The organism is Kribbella sp. NPDC056861 (assembly GCF_040687575.1).
Lineage (GTDB): Bacteria > Actinomycetota > Actinomycetes > Propionibacteriales > Kribbellaceae > Kribbella.
The window spans coordinates 827304-846753 of the sequence record NZ_JBFBNQ010000004.1 but is presented as its reverse complement, the minus strand read 5'-3'; the positions used below and the strand labels follow the sequence as shown (position 1 = coordinate 846753).

Annotated in this window: 16 protein-coding genes; 8 read left to right on the top strand and 8 right to left on the bottom strand. The window is 67.4% G+C overall.

Features of this window, described 5'->3' with window-relative positions; genetic code table 11:
- Nucleotides 1-19 precede the first annotated feature (19 nt).
- The 6 genes from AB0P21_RS23550 (at nt 20) to AB0P21_RS23525 (ending at nt 7367) form a co-directional block, all read left to right on the top strand.
- Nucleotides 20-1699, top strand: coding sequence for an ABC transporter substrate-binding protein (locus AB0P21_RS23550; RefSeq protein ID WP_363699286.1), 1680 nt, complete (start codon nt 20-22; stop codon nt 1697-1699).
- Between the two features lie 80 nt (nt 1700-1779).
- Nucleotides 1780-2847: an ABC transporter ATP-binding protein gene (locus AB0P21_RS23545; protein WP_363699285.1), complete on the top strand. Its 1068-nt coding sequence runs from the start codon at nt 1780-1782 to the stop codon at nt 2845-2847.
- Nucleotides 2844-3824, top strand: coding sequence for an ABC transporter permease (locus AB0P21_RS23540; protein WP_363699284.1), 981 nt, complete (start codon nt 2844-2846; stop codon nt 3822-3824). The genes AB0P21_RS23545 and AB0P21_RS23540 overlap by 4 nt, the downstream gene beginning before the upstream one ends.
- A 3-nt stretch (nt 3825-3827) precedes the next feature.
- Nucleotides 3828-4871 carry an ABC transporter permease gene (locus tag AB0P21_RS23535; protein ID WP_363699283.1) on the top strand — a complete coding sequence of 348 codons (1044 nt, stop codon included), beginning with the start codon at nt 3828-3830 and terminating at the stop codon, nt 4869-4871.
- Nucleotides 4868-5872, top strand: a complete 1005-nt coding sequence (locus AB0P21_RS23530) for an ABC transporter ATP-binding protein (protein ID WP_363699282.1) — start codon at nt 4868-4870, stop codon at nt 5870-5872. Before AB0P21_RS23535 ends, AB0P21_RS23530 begins: the two co-directional genes overlap by 4 nt.
- A 70-nt stretch (nt 5873-5942) precedes the next feature.
- On the top strand, nt 5943-7367 hold the full coding sequence (locus tag AB0P21_RS23525; RefSeq protein WP_363699281.1) for a GH1 family beta-glucosidase: 1425 nt from the start codon (nt 5943-5945) through the stop codon (nt 7365-7367).
- Nucleotides 7368-7369: 2 nt separating this feature from the next.
- On the opposite strand, the gene AB0P21_RS23520 is transcribed toward AB0P21_RS23525, so the two are convergent.
- Genes AB0P21_RS23520 through AB0P21_RS23510 form a run of 3 tightly spaced genes read right to left on the bottom strand, consistent with a single transcriptional unit; the run spans nt 7370 to nt 9892 of the window.
- The gene (locus AB0P21_RS23520) at nt 7370-7843 is read right to left on the bottom strand and encodes a hypothetical protein (RefSeq protein ID WP_363699280.1); all 474 of its coding nucleotides are present in this window, start codon (nt 7841-7843) and stop codon (nt 7370-7372) included.
- The gene (locus tag AB0P21_RS23515) at nt 7821-8678 is read right to left on the bottom strand and encodes a hypothetical protein (RefSeq protein ID WP_363699279.1); all 858 of its coding nucleotides are present in this window, start codon (nt 8676-8678) and stop codon (nt 7821-7823) included. The genes AB0P21_RS23520 and AB0P21_RS23515 overlap by 23 nt, the downstream gene beginning before the upstream one ends.
- Before the next feature lie 14 nt (nt 8679-8692).
- Nucleotides 8693-9892: a hypothetical protein gene (locus AB0P21_RS23510; protein WP_363699278.1), complete on the bottom strand. Its 1200-nt coding sequence runs from the start codon at nt 9890-9892 to the stop codon at nt 8693-8695.
- A gap of 254 nt (nt 9893-10146) precedes the next feature.
- Between AB0P21_RS23510 and AB0P21_RS23505 the strand changes: the two genes are divergently transcribed.
- Nucleotides 10147-12126, top strand: a complete 1980-nt coding sequence (locus AB0P21_RS23505) for a cellulase family glycosylhydrolase (protein ID WP_363699277.1) — start codon at nt 10147-10149, stop codon at nt 12124-12126.
- Here AB0P21_RS23505 and AB0P21_RS23500 read toward each other — a convergent pair.
- On the bottom strand, nt 12105-13088 hold the full coding sequence (locus AB0P21_RS23500) for a WYL domain-containing protein (protein WP_363699276.1): 984 nt from the start codon (nt 13086-13088) through the stop codon (nt 12105-12107). The two genes, AB0P21_RS23505 and AB0P21_RS23500, sit on opposite strands and share 22 nt — an antisense overlap.
- A 63-nt stretch (nt 13089-13151) precedes the next feature.
- Here AB0P21_RS23500 and AB0P21_RS23495 point away from each other — a divergent pair, with 63 nt between their 5' ends.
- The gene (locus AB0P21_RS23495; protein ID WP_363699275.1) at nt 13152-13523 is read left to right on the top strand and encodes a VOC family protein; all 372 of its coding nucleotides are present in this window, start codon (nt 13152-13154) and stop codon (nt 13521-13523) included.
- 50 nt (nt 13524-13573) lie between these two features.
- On the opposite strand, the gene AB0P21_RS23490 is transcribed toward AB0P21_RS23495, so the two are convergent.
- From AB0P21_RS23490 to AB0P21_RS23475, 4 genes are read right to left on the bottom strand one after another with little or no spacing between them, the layout of a single operon-like run.
- Nucleotides 13574-15658 carry an NPCBM/NEW2 domain-containing protein gene (locus AB0P21_RS23490; protein ID WP_363699274.1) on the bottom strand — a complete coding sequence of 695 codons (2085 nt, stop codon included), beginning with the start codon at nt 15656-15658 and terminating at the stop codon, nt 13574-13576.
- A 10-nt stretch (nt 15659-15668) separates the two neighbouring features.
- Complete coding sequence (locus AB0P21_RS23485; RefSeq protein WP_363699273.1) at nt 15669-17741, bottom strand: alpha-galactosidase; 2073 nt, start codon at nt 17739-17741, stop codon at nt 15669-15671.
- Complete coding sequence (locus AB0P21_RS23480) at nt 17738-18559, bottom strand: carbohydrate ABC transporter permease (protein WP_363699272.1); 822 nt, start codon at nt 18557-18559, stop codon at nt 17738-17740. Before AB0P21_RS23480 ends, AB0P21_RS23485 begins: the two co-directional genes overlap by 4 nt.
- Nucleotides 18556-19386 (bottom strand): sugar ABC transporter permease, encoded by an 831-nt coding sequence (locus tag AB0P21_RS23475; RefSeq protein WP_363699271.1) that lies wholly within the window; start codon nt 19384-19386, stop codon nt 18556-18558. Before AB0P21_RS23475 ends, AB0P21_RS23480 begins: the two co-directional genes overlap by 4 nt.
- Nucleotides 19387-19450 lie beyond the last annotated feature (64 nt).

Genomic DNA, 19450 nt, shown 5'->3' with positions numbered 1-19450 from the left:
ACGAAACACAGGAGGAACGATGCGAGCTCGACGCTCAGTCGCGCTAGCCCTTACGGGCGTGCTCGCGGCAGTCACACTGGCTGCCTGTAGTAACGGGGATGCCAAGAAGGAAACCGCCGGTACCGCCGGCACCGCCACGGTCCTGAACGTCGGCATGCCGAACGGTCCGCAGACCGAGAACCACAACCCCTTCCTCGGCTCCTCGTCGGGTGCCTCACTGGGTTACCGCTGGATGATCTACGAGCCGCTCGTGATGATCAACGGCATCAAGCCCGCCGAGCAGGGCAAGCCGTGGCTGGCCACCGAGTGGAAGTGGGCCGACAACTTCACCAAGCTGTCGCTCACCATCCGCGACGGTGTGAAGTTCGCCGACGGCTCGCCGATGACCGCCGACGACGTGGCGTACTCGTTCCAGATCCGCAAGGACAACGAGGGCCTGAACCAGGACGCCATCCCGTACGGCACCATCACCGCGTCCGGGAACAAGGTCGACCTGACCTTCACCAAGTCGCAGTTCACCAACCAGAACAAGGTGCTGACCGTCTTCGTGATCCCGAAGGCGCAGTGGTCCGCGCTCAAGGACCCGAGCAAGGACACCCTGAAGAACCCGATCGGCACCGGCCCGTACAAGGTCAAGTCGTTCACCCCGCAGACCACCACGCTGGAGGTCCGCGACGCGTACTGGCAGGACCTGCCGAAGGTCAAGGAACTGCGCTACACCTCGTACAACGACAACAACGCGCAGACCACCGCGCTGGCCAACGGCGCCTCGGAGTGGAGCTTCGTCTTCGTCCCGAACGTGAAGGCGGTCTACCAGTCCAAGGACGAGAAGAACCACAAGCTCTGGTTCCCGGCCAACCTCGGCATCCACGGCCTGTGGATCAACACCACCCGCAAGCCGTTCGACGACCCGGCGCTGCGCCGGGCGATGGACAAGGTGATCAGCCGCGACGACATCTTCATGCAGGGTGAGGCCGGCTACTTCTACCCGAAGGTCGAGTCGATCACGGGCATCCCGACCCCGGCCGGTGACTCGTTCATCGCCCCGGAGTACAAGGACAAGAAGCACTCGGTCGACGTCGAGGGCGCCAAGTCCGACCTGGCCGCCGCCGGCTACAAGCTCGAGGGCGACGTCCTGAAGGACAAGACCGGCAAGCCGATCACGATCACGCTGACCAACCCGGCCGGCTGGTCGGACTACATCACCGACCTCGAGATCATCAAGGACAACCTGTCCACGATCGGGATCAAGGCCACCGTCGAGAAGGCGAACCAGGACGCCTGGTTCAAGAAGATGGACGAGGGTGACTTCGACGCCGCGATGCACTGGACCAACGGTGGCGCGACGCCGTTCGACATCTACCAGAACATCATGGACGGCAAGATCCTCAAGCCGGTCGGCAAGGGCGGCGTGAGCGGCAACTACGGCCGCTTCAACTCGCCGGAGGCGACCAAGGCGCTGGACGAGTACGCCACCGCCTCGGACGAGACGGCGCGCAGTACGGCGCTGAACACGCTGCAGAAGATCATGGTCGAGCAGATGCCGGTCATCCCGACCTCGGCGTCCAACGTCGGTGGTCTGTACAGCACCAAGAACTGGACCGGCTGGCCGGACGAGTCGAACCAGTACGCGCCGGCCCAGCCGACGCAGCAGAACGCACTCCAGATCGTCCTGAACCTGAAGCCCGCGGGCGCCTAAGGAATCGCCGCGGCCGGGATCCCACCACCTGGGGATCCCGGCCGCGGTGCCGCGATCTAGCTAGGAGTATCGAGAACGTCATGACGGCGACCGAGACAGAGCCCTCGACCACGGGCGACGTGGTCCTCGAGGCCGAAGGCCTCACCAAACACTTCCCCGTACGGCGGAGCCTGCGCGACCTGTTCTCCAAGGAGCGCAAAGCCGTGCACGCGGTGGACGACATCCAGCTGACGCTCCGCCGGGGCCGGGTCACCGCGCTGGTCGGCGAATCCGGCTCGGGCAAGTCCACCGTGGCCCGGTTGATGGCCCAGCTGTACTCCCGCACCGACGGCGACATCAAGCTGCACGGCGAGTCGATCACCGTCCGCGGTGGCCGTGGCTTCCGGGCCTACTGCCGCCAGGTCCAGATGATCTTCCAGGACCCGTTCGCCTCCCTGAACCCGGTCCACACCGTGCGGTACCACCTGACCCGGGCGCTGAAGATCCACGGCCGGGCCGGCAACGGCTCCGCCGAGCTCGAGCAGAACCTGAACGCCCTGCTGCTGCGCGTGCAGCTCACCCCGCCGGAGCGCTACCTGGACAAGTTCCCGCACGAACTGTCCGGCGGCCAGCGCCAGCGGGTGTCGATCGCCCGGGCGCTCGGCGCCAACCCCGAGGTGCTGCTGGCCGACGAGCCGGTCTCGATGCTCGACGTCTCGATCCGGCTCGGCGTCCTGAACCTGCTGCGGGACCTGAAGGAACGCCTCAATCTCGCCATCCTCTACATCACCCACGACATCGCCTCGGCCCGGTACTTCGCCGACGAGACCCTGGTGATGTACGCCGGCCGGATGGTCGAGGGCGGCGACTCGGAGACCCTGACCCAGAACCCGGCGCACCCGTACACCCGGCTGCTGATCGAGAGCGCGCCGGACCCCGACCGCCTCGACCGGGTCGGCGACGCGAAGGACGCGCCCGAGGACGAGGCCGGCGGTGAGCCGCCGAGCCTGATCGCCCCGCCCACCGGCTGCCGGTTCCACCCGCGCTGCGTCCACGCGATGCCGAAGTGCACCACCGAACTGCCGCCCCGTTTCGAGCTCCCGGTCGTCTCCGGCGAAGGCGAACACTGGGCCGCTTGCTGGCTCTACGAGGAAGGGGCCGCCCAGTGAAGTTCCTGCTGCAGCGGATCGCGTTCTACCTGTTCACCGCGTGGGCCGCGATCACCATCAACTTCTTCATCCCCCGGATGATCCCGGGCGACCCGGTCACCTCGCTGATCAACAAGCAGCAGGGCAACATCAGCACCGAGGCGGTCAAGTCGCTGTACGTCCTGTTCGGTCTGGACAAGGACTCCAGCATGCTGGAGCAGTACCGCGACTACTGGCTGCAGGTCTTCCGCGGCGACCTCGGTACGTCGTTCACCTTCTTCCCGGCGCCGGTCTCGCAGATCCTGACCCAGTCGCTGCCGTGGACCATCGCGCTGGTCGGCATCACCACCGTGATCAGCTTCCTGCTCGGCACCGGTCTCGGCGTCCTGGCCGGCTGGCGGCGCGGCTCCTGGCTGGACGGCCTGTTGCCGGTGACAACGTTCATCTCGTCGATCCCGTACTTCTGGCTCGGCCTGCTGGCGATCACCCTGCTGGCCGGCAGCGGCAGCTTCTTCCCGTCGTCCGGCGGTTACGAGCCCGGCCTGGTGCCGTCCTGGAACGGCGAGTTCATCGGCAGCGCGATCCAGCACAGCCTGCTGCCGGCGTTGACCATCCTGATCTCCTCGGTCAGCGGCTGGATCCTCAGCATGCGCAACATGATGGTCACCGTCGCGTCGGAGGACTACATCACCGTCGCGCACGCCAAGGGCCTGTCCGAGCGCCGGGTGATGGTCAGCTACGCCGCCCGCAACGCGCTGCTGCCGAACGTGTCCGGGTTCGCCCTGTCGCTGGGCTTCATCGTCGGCGGCACCCTGCTGGTGGAGATCGTCTTCTCCTACCCCGGGATCGGCTACAACCTGTTCCAGGCCGTCGGCTCCAAGGACTATCCGCTGTTGCAGGGCATCTTCCTGGTGATCACGATGTCGGTGCTGGTCGCGAACCTGATCGCGGACGTCGCCTACCTGCTCCTCGATCCCCGTACCCGCAAGGAGGGCTGACCGATGTCCGCACCAGCCAGTACCGTCACCGCGGTCACTCCCGAGGGCCCGGTCTCCGCCGCGGCTCCGGCCAAGCGCCAGCGGCTCCGCTTCGTTGCCAACGGCAAGGCCGCGACCGGCCTGGTCGTGCTCGGCTTCTTCTGCCTGATCGCGATCATCGGACCGTGGATCGCGCCGTTCGACCCGTCGGCCCGCAGCAGCGACCTGATCCAGCCGCCGTCCGGCAAGCACTGGTTCGGCACCACCCACCTCGGCCAGGACATCTTCAGCCAGGTGCTGGTCGGCACCCGCGGCGTGATGTTCGTCGGCCTGCTGGCCGGCGTGATCGCGACCGCGCTGTCGGTCCTGATCGGGGTCAGCTCCGGCTTCCTCGGCGGCGCCGCGGACGAGACCCTGTCCGCGCTGTCGAACGTCTTCCTGGTCATCCCGGCGCTGCCGCTGATCATCATCGTCGCCTCCACCATCCCCGGCGCCGGTGACCTGATGGTTGCCTTGGTCATCGGATTGACGTCCTGGGCCTGGGGTGCCCGGGTACTCCGGGCGCAGACCCTCTCGTTGCGACGGCGCGACTACGTCGAGGCCGCCCGGGCCACCGGGGAGAGCACCTGGCGGATCATCACCGTCGAGATCCTGCCGAACCTGACCGCGATCATCGCCTCCGGCTTCGTCGGCACGGTGATCTTCGCGATCATGTCCGAGATCACCCTGGCCTTCATCGGCATCTCGACCATCTCCGAGTGGAACTGGGGCACCATCCTGTTCTGGGCGCAGAGCCAGCAGGCACTGGCCCAGGGCGCCTGGTGGTGGTTCGTCCCGGCCGGTCTCGCGATCGCGGTCCTCGGTACGGCGCTGTCGCTGATCAACTTCGGCATCGACGAGTTCGTCAGCCCGCGGCTGCGCAGCGCCGGCCACACCAAGGTGAAGACCACCGACGGCCGGACCGTGAAGATGCGGGTCGGCTTCACCCCGGTGCTGAACACCCAGAGCAAGGACGCCCCGGTCACTCCGGTCGTTCGCAAGACCAAGGAAGCGAAGGGCGCGGCATGAAGGCTCCTGTTCTCGAGATCAAGGACTTCAACGTCGACTACGGCCTCGGCGACCAGTCCGTCCAGGCGGTCCGCGACGTCACCCTGACCCTGCACCGCGGTGAGGTGCTCGGCCTGGCCGGCGAGTCCGGCAGCGGCAAGTCGACGCTGGCGTACGGCATCACCCGGCTGCTCCCGCCGCCCGGCGTGATCAGCGGCGGTTCGGTGATCTACCACCCGCCCGGCGGCGACCCGTACGACGTGATGGCGCTGAGCAACTCCGAGCTGCGGGCGTTCCGCTGGGCCGAGACCTCGATCGTGTTCCAGGGCGCGATGAACTCACTCAACCCGGTGCACAAGGTCTCCACCCAGATGCTCGACGTGATCCGCGCGCACGAGCCGCAGCTGTCCCAGGAGGCCCGGCTGGCCCGGGCCAAGGAGATGCTCAAGCTGGTCGGCATCTCCGCGGACCGGATGGACGCCTACCCGCACCAGCTGTCCGGCGGTATGCGGCAGCGGGTGATGATCGGGATGGCGCTGGTGCTCGAGCCGCAGGTCGTCATCATGGACGAGCCGACCACCGCGCTGGACGTGGTGATGCAGCGGCAGATCCTGGCCCAGTTGGTCGAGCTGCGCGAGCGGCTGGACTTCTCGGTGCTGTTCATCACCCACGACCTGTCGCTGCTGGTCGAGTTCTCGGACCGGATCGCGATCATGTACGGCGGGCGGATCGTCGAGCAGGCCAAGTCGGCCGACCTCTACAAGGACTCCCTGCACCCGTACAGCGAAGGCCTGCTCAAGTCCTTCCCCGCACTGCGGGGCCCGCGCAAGGAGCTGGCCGGGATCCCTGGTTCCCCGCCCGACCTGCGCGGGATGCCGTCCGGCTGCGCGTTCCACCCGCGCTGCCCGCACGCGTTCGACCGCTGCTCGACGGAGATCCCCGTCCTCGGCGTCCCCGAGGCCAGGAACGACCCGAACCGCGAGGTCGCCTGCTGGCTGCCCGGCCGCGTTCCTGTCGGCTGATCTCCCCACCACAAACCCCGAAGGGAGCCAGTACGGCGCCCGCCCACCGGCGCGCGCCGTACGCCCAGCTATGAACCCCACCGCAGTCCCCACCTCCACCGTGTTCACCGCCCCGGCGGCCGAGCAGGAGCTGATCTCCAGCCTGCCGCCGGGTTTCCGTTGGGGTGTCGCGACCTCGGCGTACCAGATCGAGGGCTCCATCGACGCCGACGGCCGGACCCCGTCGATCTGGGACACCTACTGCCAGGTGCCCGGCGCGATCGCCAACGGCGACAACGGCGACATCGCCTGTGAGCACTACACCCGGATGCCGCAGGACGTTGCCCTGATCAAGGAACTCGGTCTGGACACCTACCGGTTCTCGGTCTCCTGGCCGCGGGTCCAGCCCGGCGGCAAGGGCGGTATCAACCCGGCCGGGATCGCCTTCTACGACCGGCTGGTCGACGAGCTGCTTGCCCAGGGCATCGACCCGTGGGTGACCCTCTACCACTGGGACCTGCCGCAGGAGCTGGAGGACGCGGGCGGCTGGCCGGTTCGCGACACGGCGTACCGGTTCGCGGACTACTCGATGCTGGTCTTCGACGCGCTGAACGACCGGGTGAACACCTGGACCACGCTGAACGAGCCGTGGTGCTCGGCGATGCTCGGTTACGCGTACGGCGCGCACGCGCCCGGCCGCAAGGAGTACCCGGCCGCTGTCGCCGCTGTGCACCACCTGCTGCTCGGCCACGGTCTGGCGACCGAGCGGATGCGCGAGGCGGCGCCCCGCAAGCTCGACATCGGCATCACGTTGAACGCGGCAACGGCGTACCCGGCCAGTGACCAGCACCCCGACCTCGAGGCGGCTCGCCGCGCCGACGGGATGGGCCGCCGGCTCTACCTCGACCCGCTCGTCTACGGCCGCTACCCGGCCGACGTGGTCGCCGACCTGGCGGCCGAGGGTATCGAGATCCCTGTCCAGGAAGGCGATCTGGCGACCATCTCGGCGCCGATCGACGTGCTGGGCATCAACTACTACTTCAGCCAGCAGTTCACCGGCTTCGCCGAGGACGGCAAGACCGTCGGCGACGACGGCCTGCCGATCATCCGCAGCCTGCCGCTGAACCGGCCGCGGACGGCGATGGACTGGGAGATCGTCCCGGAGGGCTTCACCGATCTGCTGGTCGGCATCAGCCGGGAGTACCCCGGACTGCCGATGGTGATCACCGAGAACGGCGCCGCCTTCGACGACACCCCCGACGAGAACGGCTACGTCGCCGACGAGGGCCGTACGGCGTACTTCGCGACCCACCTGGCCGCAGTCGCCGAGGCGATTCAGCAAGGCGCCGACATCCGCGGCTACCTGGCCTGGTCGCTGATGGACAACTTCGAGTGGGCCTACGGCTACGAGAAGCGCTTCGGCATCGTCCGGGTCGACTACGACACCCAGGTCCGCACCCCGAAGCAGAGCGCGCTGTACCTGAAAGAGGTCGTCCAGAACCACCGCTCCGCCTGAGTTCACCGGCCGGCCGGGACGCACTGTCTGAACAGTGGGTCCCCGGCCTGGTCGTGGCACTCGAACCGGTGGGAGGTCCCGCTCACGAACTTCGAGCGGGACTCCACCTCCCACTTCTTCCAGGTGCCGCCGCAGCCGACGTTGACGCCGTACGTCCGGCTGCCGCGGAGTTCGCGGACGTACCGCGCGGTCGAGGGGTCGGCGGGATCCCGCTTCGGATCCACGAAGCCACCCAGCCCTCTGGCCTCCTTGACCCAGATCCCCTGCACCTGCGCGCCCGACATGCAGCGCACCGTTCCGGTGACCTGGCGCGGCACCCTGGTCACCACCCGCACGAACAGGAAGACGCCGAGCAGGACCACGACTGACACGGCGACCGCAGTCAGCACTCTCCGGCGTCGCCGCCGAGTCGCGCGCTCGGCGCTGGCGAGGGCGTAGCGCCTGCGCAGTTCGTCATCGACCGGGTTTCCGGACACGTCGTCGCACCCCGTTCCGCTCCCGCTGGTACCCGGTCGGCGGGTACTGCCGCATCACGGTGTCGTCCAGGAAGAACTCCCAGTTGGCCTGGGCATACGCGACCAGCGTGGCCAGGTGCGCGCCTTCTGAGCCGACGCCCGGATCGAGCGCACTGAGCTGCCCTCGCAGCTGAGTCACCTCGTTGGCGATCCGGTAGTCGATGCCGAGCTGGCCCGCGACCGCCTTCTCCCCCTTGAAGCCCAGCGCCAAGGCGCGCCAGACACCCCGCCCGATCGCCGAGGCGAAGAAGACCTCGCCGACGGTCGGCCCACCGTCGGGCAGAAACGGCTTGGTGAGCGAGTCGTCATGGCTGCTGCCCTGCTCGGCGGCATCGATGGCGATCAGCAGGTTGCCCACCGCACTCTGTCGCGACGGCGAGCGCGCCGCCTTGGCGCAGTACACGCGGACGGCCAGTTCCTGATAGGCGTAGCGCACGTGCAAGGCCCGGTTGTCCTCCATGCTCGTCCAGACCACCACCCCGGGCCGTCTGGCGACGGCCCCTGGTCGGCGGCCACGCTCCTTCACGTCGGCCAGCGTCTGCAGACCGCTGACGAGGAACGTGCTGTCACCGGTCAGCGAAACATCCCCGGCCGCGATCCGGCTCCGGTACTGCTCCTTCAGCTCGCGGTAGAGCAGATCGACCACGGCGACGTCGTACTCCGAACTGTCGAGCGCCTGCCGGGCCTCCGCGGGGTTGGCAACGTAGCGCACCTCGATCCCCCGGCGTTCCTGCCTCATCCGGTCGATCACCATGTCGACGTGGTTCGCGTCGTCGTCGACCAGCAGTACCTTCACCGGTGCCCTGCCTCTCAGCGGTCGTCGTGGAGTGGTAGCCAGAACCTGATCCGGGTGCTGGCCGCCATCGCGTCGTACCGCTCCAGATCCCCGTCCAAGGCCCGGGCCCGGTTCCGCAGCCGGTGCAGGCTGTGCCGGGCGTCCTCGATCACCTCGGGATCGAAACCGATCCCGTTGTCGCGTACCTCGATCACCAGCAACCTCCGATCGATCACCCGCGCCGCGAGGCCGAGCTCGGTGGCCCGGGCGTGCACCACCACGTTCTTCATCAGGGCCCCCAGCGCCCCGTTCACGAACAGGCCGACCGGCTGACGCAGCGTCAGCCCACCGACCGCCGGGACCGCAACCTGGTCGAACAGTCCTTCCACCTGGGCGATGTTCGAACTGATCAGCTGCGCCAGCGACACGGTCTTCTGGGCGACGGACAGCCGCTCCCGCTCCGACTGCACCGAGTCCATCAGGTTGCCGAGCTGCCGCTCGATCCCTGCTGTGTCACCTCTGACGGACAGCGCCGACGCGACCTGCAACGAGGTCTGCACGTTGTCGTGCAGCAGGTCGAACAGTTCGCCGTACGCGACCACCTGGGCATCGCGCTGGGCCTGCGCGGCCGACCGGCAGATGGCGCCGAAGATCAAGCCGCCGAAGTACGCCGTCAGGCTCGCCACCACCGAGTTGAGCCACGCCTGCGTGTTGTCGCGGCTGAGCGTCTGGTACATCGCCACCATCAGCGCCAGCGGCACAAAGGTGATCAGCGCGACCACCCCGAGACCGAGCAGCGACCGGAGGCTGTCCCGGGCCCCGAGCCAGGGGAAGAACGCCAGGAACATGATCGGTGGAACGGGATAGCCGCACAGCTGGACACAGCCCTGGTACGCGCCGTAGTCGCCGATCGGCAGCAGGCCGGCCATCACCATCGGCATCAGCAGCGCGACGCCGATCCACGTCCACATCCAGAATCCACCGTGGTAGAAGGGCCCACCGCGAAAGAACGCGACCACCGCCGCGATCACGTGCGCGACAGCGACGGCGTACAGCAGGTGTTCGCCTTCGGGCGTGAGCTTGTCCGTGTAGCTGGTGGTGAACAGTCCCACCGCCTGGAAGGCCAGCAGGAACCCCTCGGCCCGTCGTACCAGTTCCTTGGTCATCCGTCGGCGTCTCTCGTCGCCGGCAGTGATCGACCCCTCGACCGCGATCACTGCGCCAACAGAACTCATGACGTCACTGGTCCTTCCCCTCGGCGAGCTGCTCTGCTGGTCCAAGATGCTCTCGTCGCCACCGGACGGACAACGACAATTGTCGGCCGCCGGAAAGCCCCGGCCTGCCCAAGACGTCGGAGATCTGATCAAATGGAGGGCAGTGGTGGTCGGTGTTCCCGCGAAGTCACCGACCACCACCTCGTACCGCGGGCCGGCGGTCCCCCGAATTCGTGGCGCCGAAACCTGTTCCCGGGTGCTGTGGATCCGCCATCATGGCGATCCGACAGCACCCGATCTGGGGACAGGTGACCATGCGCGGAATCCTCCGAGCGGCCACAGCCGCCGTACTGCTGACCCTTCCGGCGACAGCCTTGATGCCCGCCGATGCAACGCCGACCACCGTCGACGCAAGGCCGGCCACCGCCTCGCTCGTCGGCGCAACCACCTCGGCCGCGGCAGCGCCGTACCAGGCTGCGCCGGCCGCCGACTGGACCCCGCCGCTGAGTACCCGCGGCCGCTGGATAGTCGATGCCAACGGCAACAGATTCCGGTTGAAGTCGGGCAACTGGCACGGCGCCAGCGGAACCTGGAACGGCTCCGGGGACACCGAGGACAACGCCAACCACCACGCCGGCGAGAACGGCGGCCGGATGCCGCTCGGCCTCGACCGGGCCCCGATCGGCCAGATCATCAGCGGCTTCGCCGAGCTCGGGCTGAACAGCGTGCGGCTGCCGTTCTCCAACGAGATGGTGCACGACACCCGTCCGGTCAGCGACGCATCGGTTGCCGCCAACCCTGGTCTTCGTGGCAAGACGCCGCTCCAGGTGTACGACGTCGTAGTACAGGATCTCACCGCCGCGGGCTTCGCGGTGATCCTCAACAACCACACGAACACCACCCGCTGGTGCTGCGGTGTCGACGGCAACGAACGCTGGAACAAGAGCCAGTCCGACCAGACCTGGGAGAGCGACTGGCTCTTCATGGTCAACCGCTACAAAGCGAACCCGCGCGTGGTCGGCGCCGACCTCTACAACGAAGTACGCCGGGATATCCTGGACGACCCGAACTGGGGACTCGGCGGCGTACACGACTGGTTCGCCGCCACCCAGCGACTCGGCGACCGGATCCTCACCGAGGCGAACCCGAACCTGCTGATCGTTGTCGAGGGCATCAACTGGACCGGCATCCCGGTCGACGGTTTCCCGCACGAACGCCCGACCCTGGAACCGGCCCGGCGGCTGTCCCACACGTTGGTTGCCTCCAACAAGCTCGTGTACTCCGCTCACTTCTACGGCTACGCCGGACCTCGTCACAGCGGCGCGACCGGGACCGGCGAGACCACCGATCCCCGCTACCAGGACCTGAGTCCGGCGGACTTGATCAGCGAACTCAACCGGCAGGCGTTCTTCGTCACCGGGGAGGACGGGCACTTCACCGCGCCGGTGTGGATCAGCGAGTTCGGCGTCGGCGGCCGGGAGGAGACCGGCGCGAAGCCACGCGCCTGGTTCAGCAACTTCGTCGACCAGTTGATCCGTACCGATGCCGACTTCGCCTATTGGCCGTTGGTCGGCTGGCACGCCAATCGGACCGGCAACGGCTGGGCTTTGCTGCATTGGGATTCCACCGGTCACCGCATGGGCCTGTACGACGGCGACGACTGGCGTGCCGCGGCGTGGAGCCGGTTGATGGCCGCGCCGAGCAGGACCGGGCAGGTAGCGCCGTCGGCGTACTGGAAGATGCTGAGCCCGGATCGCGGCGACTTCGTCCAGTCACTCCGGATGCGTGCCGCGGGTGATTGGGACTCGGGCGCCCGCAAGGCCGCATGTCCCGATGGCACCCGGCTGATCGGGCTCAGTCACACCGGCAACCGCGGCCTTTGCCGGTCAGGTGGAGCGACCTGGGGTAGTGGCTACGAGGTTGTGAAGGACCAGCGCTATGTCTCCCCCGACTGGGCCTCCGGCTACACCAAGCTCCAGTGCGCTCCTGGGCAGTTCCTGATCGGCTACAGCATCCGCGGGGCCCGCGTGTCGTCGGCTCTCTGCGCTCGCGCCACCGAAGCTCTCGCCGGCAACGGCAGAACCGTCTGGTTCGATCGCGGCGACAACCGCCCATCGTCGAACGGCGGAGAGTTTGCCTCCGGCAACTACAAGGGCCAGTGCGCTGATTCGGAGTACGCCGCCGGTATCGCCTTCACCACCCGGATCGGCTCTGCCGGCACCCCGGACGCGCTCTACTGCCGGTCGTTGCCCTGACGCCCGTTGCCCTGACGCTCGTTGTCCTGACGCTCGGCCCAGGTGGCCAGTCTGCTCGCCAGACCGGCCACCTGGCGCCGCAGTTCGGCCGGCTCCTCGATCACGAACGGCCGATCCAGCCCAGCCAACAGCGCCGGCACCCAATCCAACCGCTCAGCCCTGAACTCGACCCTTACCTCATTCTCCAGCGGCGTGACGACGGCCAGCCCGAGCGGCAACCGCCGTTGGACGTCCTCCACCGTCCCCTCCACCCGCACCGACACCCCATGCGCCCACGGTGCCTTCGCCAACGACTCCAACACCGCACCCGCCGGGTCGCGCACCGGCACCTGCTCCGTCACAGCCACCGACAACCTGGCCGAAGCGATCCGATCCAACCGAAACGTGCGGTCAGCGGTAACGACGTACCAGCGCCCCGCGTGCCCAACCACCCCATCAGGCGCGATCGACCGAGTACTACGTCGCCCACTCCGATCGACGTACGCGATCTCCACCCCCAACCGATCGCGCGCCGCCTCGGCCACAGTCAGCAGAACCCCGGCGTCAGCATCCGTCGCAGCGCGCGGCGGAGCAGTGAACGAAGACGTAGCCAGCAACGCCCCCAACCGATCACCCAATCTCGCCGGCAACACCCGCCGGAGTTTCGCCAACGCGCTCTCCGTCGCCGCTGATTCAGGCACCAACCCGGCCCGCCGCCCGACCACCAGCCCGATCGCCATCGCGACCGCCTCGTCATCGGTCAGCATCAACGGCGGCATCCGATACCCCGGCGCCAGCCGATACCCGCCGTACCGTCCACGCACCGACCGCACCGGAATCTCCAGCTCGACCAAGTGCTCGACGTACCGCCGGACCGTCCGCTCGTCGACCCCGAGCCGCTCCGCCAGGTCCCCGACGCGCCGCGTCCCGCCACCCTGGAGCAACTCCAGCAGCGCCAGCACCCGCGAGGTCGGTCTCGTCATGCTTCCAAGATTCTCACAAATACCGGGCGGATCTTGTCCGGTATTGGTTCTAGCGTCGGACGCATGACAACTTTCGCCTCAGTCCGCATCGTCACCGACGACGTCGACCGCCTGACCGCCTTCTACGAGCACGTCACCGGGCTCACCGCGACGCGACCCGCCCCGATCTTCGCCGAGTTCGCCACCAGCGCAGGCACTCTCGCGATCTCGAGCAGCGCCCTCACCACGCAGCTGTACGGCGCCGACGTCGTCCGGGCAGCCGCTAACCACTCCGCGTTCCTGGAGTTCCAGGTGCCCGACGTAGACGCCGAGTTCGCCCGGCTGAGCGAGCTGGAGTTCGTCCAGCAGCCGACCACCATGCCATGGGGCAATCGCTCCATGCTCCTCCGCGACCCCGACGGCAACCTGGTCAACCTCTTCACCCCGCCCAACTGAAGCAGGGGCAGACCGCCTCAGCGGCCTGCCCCTGCTTCACTCTGGGTTGTTCAGCAGATCGCAGTCGGTACCGCCCAGTCGGCACGGTCGTTGTAGCCACCGTCGCCCGCGTCGCCGACCACCAGGTCGAGCACGTGGACTCCGGTGAGATCCACCTCGACCGGCTTCGGGTCATCACGACCGACGACCCCGGAGTCGAACAGCACCTTGCCGTCGCCGACCATCTGGAAGGTCGCCGTACCGCCCTCCGGCCCGACATTGCGCACCGCGTCGTCGATGCCGACCGTCGCGGTGAACTTGGTGCACTGCTGGCCGACGTAGTACCGGACCAGGGACGGCGACGCCACCCCGATACCGGTCGGATAGGTCTGGCTCACCAGGCTGATCGGCGAGCCGCCGCCGACACTCTCGTCGATCGTCGGCGACATCCAGCCGCTGGTCGCGGTGATCCACGGGTGGTGCGACAGCGCCGCCGTACCGTCCGGCGGAACCGGTGCGATCACCAACGGCGAGACGGTCACCTGCTTCTGCCGCCCATACCCGATCGCCTCGTACTGCGTAGTCGCGGCGAGCGTCGCGTTCCCGGCCGGCGCCGTCACCGGCAGCTTCACCTTGAAGGCCAACGTGACCTTCTGACCCGGTGCCAACAGCAACGGAGCCTTACCGACCGGAGTAACCGTCCAACCGGTAGCAGCGGTCAGCGCGACAGCCGGCTTGAAGACCGGCAGCAGCCCATCGTTGCGCACGACAACCTCTGCCCGCAGCTCGTCGCCGCCGGCAACAACCGGAGCAGCGCCCTCGGGCAGCACCTGAGTGCCGACCTGCGTGACCTGCGGAATCCCCGCGGTCACATGCGGAACACCCGGCAGACCGCGAGCCGGCCCGACCCGGAACAACGCAGTACCGTGCGCCGGTACTGCGGCACTGATGGTGCCGGCGCTCTCGGTGGTGGCGTTGGTCCAGGCGTTCTTCAGCGTGAACCGCGCGCCGCGCAGACCTACTGCCGAGGCCGTCGTGGTGAGAGTCTTCGCGCTGTCACCACGGTTGAGCAGAACGACAGCACGGCTGCCGTCGGCCAGACGCTTGACCCAGGTCTCCGTCGTACCGGCCGCGCCGACCCGGACCGCCTGCACGGCGGCGCGGTCCTGGTTGATCGCGATGACGTCGGGGTCGGTCAGCATGCCTATCGTGGTGGCGCTGAGCTTGCGGATGTCGCTGCCGATGACCAGCGGCGCAGCCGCGACCGACCACAGGGTCAACTGGGTGCGGAACTCCTCATCGGACATGCCGAGCTCGGGGGCCAGGTAATCGGGGTCGCCGAACGCGCCCGGTCTGACGACCTCGGGGTGCTTGGCGTTCGCGTCGTAGTTGCGCAGGACATCTTTGAACTTGATGTCGCCTTGGAAGCCGACGTCGGTGTAGGTACGCCAGGACTGCGCGATGGCCGGCGCGTACGACCAGGAGAAGATCGACTGCTGCGACTCGGGATAGTTGCCCCAGTCGGGCGAGGTGACCGGGTTGCAGAGGTTGAAGATCATCGGCCGGTTGCTCGCGTTGTTGCGCAGCGCCTGGGCGAACTCGGTGAACACGGTCTTCGGGTCCAGGTCGGCCGCGATCCCGCAGAGGTAGTCGACCTTGACCGCGTCGAATCCCCACGCGGCGAACTGGTCGGCGTCGCGCTGGTAGTAGCCGCCGCTGCCCAGCCCGCACTTGCCGGGGATGTACGGCCCGGCGTCGGTGTAGATGCCGGCCTTCAGACCTTTGCTGTGGATGTAGTCGACGAGCGGCTTGAGGCCGTTCGGGAACTTGTCCGGGTGCGGCACCAGGTCGCCGGCCGCACTGCGCGACTGGTCGGCCTGCCAGCCGCCGTCGAGCCAGACGATGTCGTAGCCGGCCTTCTTCAGACCACGATTCACGATCGAGTCTGCGACCGAGCGCAGGCTCGTCTCGGTGAAGTCACCCGCGAGGCCGTAGTAGGTGTTCCACCCCATGTACGGCGTAGGGCTGATCAGGGGTTGTTGTTGGGTGGTCGGCGTCGGCTGCGGAGCGGGAGTTGCGGACGCCGGGGCTGCGATCGACGCGGTCACCAGGACCGCAGCGACCACGCCACCGAGCAGGGCGGACAGTCGTTTCACGTCTTCATCCTTAGCTGGACGGGGTGATGACTAGACAGTGCGAGTCGGTCGAGTCGTCCCACGGGACGCCGACCTGCAGCAGATAGCTGCCCGGGTAGACCTCAGTTCCCACCCGGTAGTTCTTGGCGGGATCCAGCTGCACCAGCGGGATCGCGCGAGGTCGCGTCGGCAAGGTGCCACGGACGTTGCCGTCGCCGACGTTCCACAGGAACACCACCGACCGCTCCGCGCCGACGTACTGCGTGCCTTCGGCAAGCTGATACACCTTGCCGTTGGCAACCACATCTCTGATCTCCTGGTACTGCGCGACGTGGCGAGCCGCCGTCGCCAACTGGTCGTCGGACCACCGCGACAGATCGGCGCCGATCCCCAGCCCGCCGGCCATCGCCACGTGGAAGCGGAAGTCGAGCGACCGCTCCCGTCCGTCATGGGTGCCTTCGGCATCGGTCACCCACGAACTCATCAAATGCTGCGAGTACCCACTCAGGAAGCCACGCTGGATCTTCAGCCGATCCAGCGGCGCGGTGTTGTCGCTCGGCCACAGCGTGTCGACCCGAGCAGCCATCCCGAGATCGACCCGGGCGCCACCCCCAGCGCATCCTTCGACGTACACCTGCGGATGCTCCGCGCGAAGCCGATCCAGAATCCTGTACAGGTTCGCCACCACCTTGCCGTCGAGATCACGCCGCTGATCGCCACCGTCCAGCCGCGGCCGGTTGGCATCCCACTTCAGATAGCTGATCTCGTACGACGAAAGCAGCCGGTCGAGCGTCTGCCAGATCCAGTCGGCGACATCATCGCGACTCAGATCCAGCAGCAACTGGTTCCGGATCGCCAGCGGTTCGCGACCGGGCGTCTGCAGGATCCACTCCGGATGCTCGGCCGCAAGCGCCGACTTCGGGCTCACCGACTCCGGCTCCACCCACAACCCGAACCCGAGCCCCATTTCCTTCAGCTCTTCGACAAAAGCCTCGAGCCCATCGGGAAAGGCCACCGGATCAACCTCCCAGTCGCCCAGCCCGCCGGTGTCATCCGACCGCCCGACAAACCACCCGTCGTCGACCACAAAGGTCTCGACGCCGGCCCGCACAGCCCGCTTCGCCAACTCGAGCTGCTGCGAAGCCCGCACCTCGAACTCGGTCGCGAACCAGGAGTTGTACAACACCTTCGCCGGAAGCCCTCGCGAAAGACTCCGCTGGTACTCGTGGAACACCCGAGCCAGCCCGTCCAACCCCTCGCTGCTGAATCCCCCCACCGCAACCGGCGAGACCCAGCTCTCCCCTGCCCCGAGCCCCAACCCCAGACTCGACGCCAACCGCCCCGCCCGAATCCTGGTCTGCCCGGTCGTATCGACCTCCGCACTCATCTCCCAGGACCCGGACCAGGCCAACTGCACGCCCCACGCATCCCCGGACGACTCTCCCACCGACAAGAACGGCGAGTAGGAATGCCCAGTGATCCCCTGCCTGCTGTCGATCGTGAACCGCCCGCGGCGCAGCTCGACACTCCCCTGCCGGAACTCGCTGTTCCATTCACCCCAGAGGTAGTTCACCACCGCACCACCACTGGTAGGCACCACAAACCCAGCCGACGCATGCTCCTGCAGCCGCAGCTCCTCGTCCCCGTCGTTGGAGACAGTCACCCACCGCTCGACCACGTCAAGCCCAGCAGGCACCCGGTAGTGCAGCACCACTCGCACGGCTCGCACTTCGTCAACAAACGTCAGGTCAAGCGACCCGCCGCCTCCGGCGGCGGGCTCGGGGGCGGCCGGCTCGGGGACCGCCGGGTCGCCTGCGGCTGTGCCGCCGGCTGCGGCAAACACAGGTCGTAGTTCGTCGGAGCCATCCGGGCCCGTCACCACCAGCTCAGGTGTGCTGGTGTAGCGGACCCCCTTCGCCCCGTACTCCACCGGCTCTACATCCGCGCGAGGAATGAAGTGCTCAGTGCCCACCGGAGCAACCACCGACGGCCCATCAGCCACCGCCTGCGGCCCCCAAGCAACCAACGCCGCCCACAGCCCATGCGACGGCACCTCCACCACATACGCCGTGGTTGCCCCACGCAACGTCCACCGACGACTCACTTGACCGCTCCGATCGCCAGCCCGGAGACGAAGTGCTTCTGAAACCTCAGGAACACCGCGAGCGTAGGAATCGCCGCGATCACCGTACCGGCCGCGATCACGTTCCACGACGAGACGAACAACCCCTGCAACCCCAGCAAAGCCGGCGTGACCGGCATCTTCTCCCCCGAGCGGATCACCGTGATCGACCACAGCAGATCGTTGAAGATCCAGGTGAACGACAACGCACCGAGCGCCGCCAACGCCGGCCGCGTGAGCGGCAGAATCACACTGGAGTAGATCCGCCCCGGCCCGGCCCCGTCGATCGTCGCCGCCTCCTGGATCTCCCGCGGCAGGTCGCGCATGAACCCGTGCAGCACGAACGTGTAGAACCCCAACCCGAACCCGACATGCACGGCGATCAGCGCGTACAGCGTGTCGTAGTACCCGGTCAGCTCCACGAACCGCGAGATCGGGATCAGCAGGATCTGCGGCGGCAGCAGGTTGCCCATCAACATCAGCAACAACACCGTCCGCCGGAACGGGATGCTGTACCGCGCCAGCCCGTACGCCGCGATCGACGCGAGCCCGAGGCTCAGGACCACCGCCGGGATCGTCACCACCAGCGAGTTGATCAAAGCCCTGAACTCGTCCGCGTCCTGCCAGGCCGACACGTACGTCGAGAAGGTGAACGAATGCGGCAGCGCCCCGAGCCCGTTCGTCGCGATGTCGTCGAAGCTGCGGAACGAGATCACCACCACCCACAGGATCGGCGCGATCCACAGGAACGACACCAGGCTCATCGCCACGTGATAACCAGAAGTCCTGAACTTGGTCATGACTCCTCCCGGAAGGCACGGATCAGATAGCCGAGGATGACGGCCAACGCGAGGACGAAGATGACCACCGCGATCGCGGACGCATAACCGAGCTGAGTGGACTGGAACGCGGTCGAGTACATATAGGTGCTGAGCAGCTCCGACGAGTGGTACGGCCCGCCCTTGGTCATCGACCAGACGATGTCGAACGACCGCAGCGAGTCGATCACGATCACCGACAACACCACCGAGTTGACACCCTTCAACTGCGGAATCGTCACGTACCGCGTGCGCTGCCAGGCCGACGCCCCATCCACCCGAGCCGCTTCGTACAGCGCGGGATCGACGGCCTTCAGCCCAGCCAGATAGAGCACCATCACGTACCCGATCTGCCGCCACAACGCAGGAATGATCACGGCGTACAAGGCGGTATCGGGGTCAGCCAGCCACGGCCTGACGAAGTCCCCCAAACCGACACCACGCAGTACGGAATCGACCAGCCCGTCCGGCTGATAGAACACCCGCCAGATCAACGCGGTGACCACCAGCGAAAACACCACCGGCGTGAAGAGCGCAGCACGGTAGATCGCGACCCCGCGCCGCTCCTTCTGCAACAGCATCGCCATCCCGAACCCACCGATCGTGCTGACGCCACCGAACAGCACCAGCCAGATCGCCGTGTTCTTCAGCGCCGTCCGAAAGATCGGATCCGACACCATCTCCTGAAAGTTGCCCAACCCAACAAACCTCGGCGCCGACAACCCGTCCCAGTCCGTCAACGCCAGCCAGAACCCCTGCAGCGCCGGCCAGAACACCCACACCGCCTCAACCGCGAACGGAACGAACACAAACGCCAAAATCAACGGCGACACTCGCCGCGCATCACCACGCCGTCGCCGACTGGCCGGGGGC

Coding starts and splice junctions, on each gene's coding strand:
- AB0P21_RS23550 (WP_363699286.1), top strand. CDS start 20: ATGCGAGCTCGACGCTCAGTCGCGCTAGCCCTTACGGGCGTGCTCGCG.
- AB0P21_RS23545 (WP_363699285.1), top strand. CDS start 1,780: ATGACGGCGACCGAGACAGAGCCCTCGACCACGGGCGACGTGGTCCTC.
- AB0P21_RS23535 (WP_363699283.1), top strand. CDS start 3,828: ATGTCCGCACCAGCCAGTACCGTCACCGCGGTCACTCCCGAGGGCCCG.
- AB0P21_RS23530 (WP_363699282.1), top strand. CDS start 4,868: ATGAAGGCTCCTGTTCTCGAGATCAAGGACTTCAACGTCGACTACGGC.
- AB0P21_RS23525 (WP_363699281.1), top strand. CDS start 5,943: ATGAACCCCACCGCAGTCCCCACCTCCACCGTGTTCACCGCCCCGGCG.
- AB0P21_RS23510 (WP_363699278.1), bottom strand. CDS start 9,892: ATGAGTTCTGTTGGCGCAGTGATCGCGGTCGAGGGGTCGATCACTGCC.
- AB0P21_RS23505 (WP_363699277.1), top strand. CDS start 10,147: ATGGCGATCCGACAGCACCCGATCTGGGGACAGGTGACCATGCGCGGA.
- AB0P21_RS23500 (WP_363699276.1), bottom strand. CDS start 13,088: ATGACGAGACCGACCTCGCGGGTGCTGGCGCTGCTGGAGTTGCTCCAG.
- AB0P21_RS23495 (WP_363699275.1), top strand. CDS start 13,152: ATGACAACTTTCGCCTCAGTCCGCATCGTCACCGACGACGTCGACCGC.
- AB0P21_RS23480 (WP_363699272.1), bottom strand. CDS start 18,559: ATGACCAAGTTCAGGACTTCTGGTTATCACGTGGCGATGAGCCTGGTG.